Genomic DNA, 3,146 nt, shown 5'->3' with positions numbered 1-3,146 from the left:
GTTTCAAGCTGCGGCGTCTGCATGCGCATCTATTTCTGACATTGCGGGCACCAGAAGGTCGAGCGGCCGTTCTGCGTGAACCGCTTGACCGTGCCGCCGCAGCGCGGGGTCGTGCATTTCTCGCCTTCGCGGTCATAAACCCTGAACGAATGCTGGAAATAGCCGAGCTCACCCGAGGTCTGGCGATGGTCACGCAGGCTGGAGCCGCCGGCCTTGATGGCGTCGTTCAGCACGGTGTGGATCGCGCCGACCAAGCGCTTGGCATGGTCAGTCGGCTCGCCCTTCCTGGTGCATAGCGTTGCAGCGATCCGGCGCGGCGACAGATGCGAGCGGTGCAGCGCCTCGCAGACATAGATGTTGCCGAGCCCCGCCACCACGCGCTGGTCGAGCAGCGCCGCCTTCAGGCTCGTGGTCTTGCCTTGGCAGGAGCGCGCCAGCATCGCCGCGTCGAATTCATTGCCGAGCGGTTCGGGGCCGAGGCCGCGCAGCAGCGGCTCTTCATCGAGCGCATGGCGCGCGATCACCTTCATGTAACCGAAGCGGCGCGGGTCGTTGAAGACGATGTCCGCGCCGGACGACATCCGAAACAGCACATGGTCGTGCGCGGAGTCCTTGCCCCTGGGATAGTGAAACTCGCCGGGCTGCACGACGTTGTCCGGCTTGATGACGCGGAACGAGCCCGACATGCCCAGATGCATCAAGAGCACGTCGCCGGAGGCGAGGTCTGCCATGAGATATTTTGCGCGGCGGCCGAGGCCCGTGACGACCTGCCCCTTGAGCCGGGCCACGAAGTCGGGCTGGAACGGAAAGCGCAGATCCGGGCGGCGGGCCTCCGCGACCAGGATCTTCGCACCCTCCATGACGGGCTGAAGGCCGCGACGGACGGTCTCGACTTCGGGCAATTCAGGCATGATCGGGCATTCACCTTATGAGGGCGGTGTGATAGCGCCATTGCGGCGGGCAGGCTATGGTCCGCCTCGCGGAGTAGAGTAATGGATCGGCCGGGCGAAACCACGCATTTTGGCTTCAGGGATGTTCCCCTGGGGGACAAGCAGACGCTGGTGAACGACGTGTTTCACAGCGTGGCCTCGCGCTATGATCTGATGAACGATCTGATGTCCGCTGGCCTGCACCGGGTCTGGAAGGACATCATGATCACGGCGCTCGACCCGCCGAGGAGCGAGCGGCCGTTCGCGTTGCTGGACGTTGCCGGCGGCACCGGGGACATCGCGTTCCGCGCCGCGAAGGCGGCCGGCCCCGGCTTCCATGCCACCGTCTGCGACATCAATTCCGACATGCTCGCTGTCGGCCGCGAGCGCGCCGCCAAGCGGCATCTCGACACCCGCATCGACTTCGTCGAGGGCAATGCCGAAGCGCTTGGCTTCGCCGACCGTAGCTTCGACGCCTATACGATCGCCTTCGGCATCCGCAACGTGCCGCGGATCGACCTGGCGCTGCGTGAGGCCTATCGCGTGCTGCGGCCCGGCAGCCGTTTCCTGTGCCTGGAATTCTCCACCGTCGAGATGCCCGGGCTCGACAAGCTCTATGATCTGTTTTCGTTCAAGGTCATCCCGCCGCTCGGCCGCATGGTCACGGGCGACGCCGAATCCTACCAATATCTGGTCGAATCGATCCGCAAGTTCCCAAAGCCGGCGGTCTTCGCCGACATGATCCGCGACGCCGGCTTTGCCCGGGTCGGCTGGCAGTCTCTCTCCGGCGGCATCGTCGCACTGCATTCGGGCTGGCGTTTGTGATCTCTGCCGTCACCCACATTGCGCGCCTGATGCGCGCCGCGTTCGTGTTTGCGCGCGAGGGCGTGTTCGGCTCGGTCGATCCGAGCCTGGTGCCGCCGCCGGGACAACTCGCCCTGAAGCTGGCGCGCATCATTGAGCGCCGCGGCGTCAAGCACGGCCCGCGGATCTCGCGCGCACTCACCCGAATGGGCCCGGCCTATCTCAAGCTCGGGCAGTTCTTGGCGACGCGCCCGGACGTGGTCGGCGTCATCATGGCGCGCGACCTCGAAAGCCTTCAAGACCGCCTGCCGCCGTTCTCGCAAGCCGAGGCGGAAGCTGCGATCACGACCTCCCTCGATCGGCCACTGACCGATATCTTCGCGAGCTTCGGCCCGCCGGTCGCGGCGGCCTCGATCGCGCAGGTGCATCGCGGCGAGGTGCTCCACGACGGCATCCGCAGGTCCGTCGCCATCAAGGTGCTGAGGCCCAACGTGGCCGCCCGCTTCCGCCGCGATCTCTCGGATTTCTTCTACGTTGCGCACAAGGCCGAGGCCTATTCGGCCGAGGCGCGGCGGCTGCGCCTGATCGAGGTCATCAACACCATGTCGCGCTCGGTCGCGATGGAGATGGATCTGCGCCTCGAGGCCGCGGCGCTGTCGGAGATGGCGGAGAACACGCGCGACGACCCGGACTTCCGCGTGCCCGCCGTCGACTGGGACCGCACCACGCACAACGTGCTGACGATGGAGTGGATCGACGGCATCGCGCTGAACGACCACAAGCGCCTTGCTGAGTCGCAGGTCGACCTGCCCGACCTCGGCCGCAAGGTGATCCAGAGCTTCTTGCGGCACGCGCTGCGCGACGGCTTCTTCCACGCCGATATGCATCCGGGCAATCTGTTCCTGGATGACGCCGGCCGCCTCGTCGCGGTCGATTTCGGCATCATGGGCCGATTGGGCATGAAGGAGCGGCGCTTTCTCGCCGAAATCCTGCTCGGCTTCATCACGCGCGACTATCGCCGCGTCGCCGAGGTGCATTTCGAGGCGGGCTACGTGCCCGCGCATCATTCGGTCGAAAATTTCGCGCAAGCCATCCGTGCCATCGGCGAGCCGATCCACAACCGCACCGCGGAAGAGATCTCGATGGCGCGGCTCCTGACGCTGCTGCTCGAGGTCACCGGCCTGTTCGACATGACGACGCGGCCCGAGCTGATCCTGCTGCAGAAGACCATGGTGGTGGTCGAGGGCGTGGCGCGCGGCTTCGATCCCAAGCTCGATATCTGGAAGATCGCCGACCCCGTGGTGCGCGAATGGATCGAGCGCAATCTCGGCCCCATCGGCCGGGTGCAAGGCGCCCTTGCCGGAACCGGGGACATCGCGCGGGTCTTGATGCGACTGCCGGAGATCGCCGAGC

3 protein-coding genes are annotated in these 3,146 nt (G+C 66.1%); 2 read left to right on the top strand and 1 reads right to left on the bottom strand.

The window, feature by feature from the left end; genetic code table 11:
* Positions 1-29: 29 nt before the first annotated feature.
* Entirely contained in the window at positions 30-911 is an 882-nt protein-coding gene (gene mutM / locus JHD07_RS06195) for a bifunctional DNA-formamidopyrimidine glycosylase/DNA-(apurinic or apyrimidinic site) lyase (protein WP_291620100.1), read from the bottom strand.
* Between the two features lie 81 nt (positions 912-992).
* Here mutM and ubiE point away from each other — a divergent pair, with 81 nt between their 5' ends.
* Both ubiE and ubiB read left to right on the top strand, forming a co-directional pair.
* Positions 993-1,754 carry a bifunctional demethylmenaquinone methyltransferase/2-methoxy-6-polyprenyl-1,4-benzoquinol methylase UbiE gene (gene ubiE / locus JHD07_RS06190; RefSeq protein WP_291620098.1) on the top strand — a complete coding sequence of 254 codons (762 nt, stop codon included), beginning with the start codon at positions 993-995 and terminating at the stop codon, positions 1,752-1,754.
* The coding region (gene ubiB, locus JHD07_RS06185; RefSeq protein ID WP_291620096.1) for a 2-polyprenylphenol 6-hydroxylase at positions 1,751-3,146 on the top strand (1,396 nt) is incomplete at its 3' end. The genes ubiE and ubiB, both read left to right, overlap by 4 nt.

This window comes from Bradyrhizobium sp. (assembly GCF_016462955.1).
GTDB lineage: Bacteria > Pseudomonadota > Alphaproteobacteria > Rhizobiales > Xanthobacteraceae > Bradyrhizobium.
The sequence above is the reverse complement of the archived record's forward strand: the minus strand, read 5'-3'. Positions and strand labels throughout refer to the sequence as shown.

What these genes read in the sequence shown, in the direction of transcription:
- ubiE (WP_291620098.1), top strand. Translation starts at nt 993, where the DNA reads ATGGATCGGCCGGGCGAAACCACGCATTTTGGCTTCAGGGATGTTCCC.
- mutM (WP_291620100.1), bottom strand. Translation starts at nt 911, where the DNA reads ATGCCTGAATTGCCCGAAGTCGAGACCGTCCGTCGCGGCCTTCAGCCC.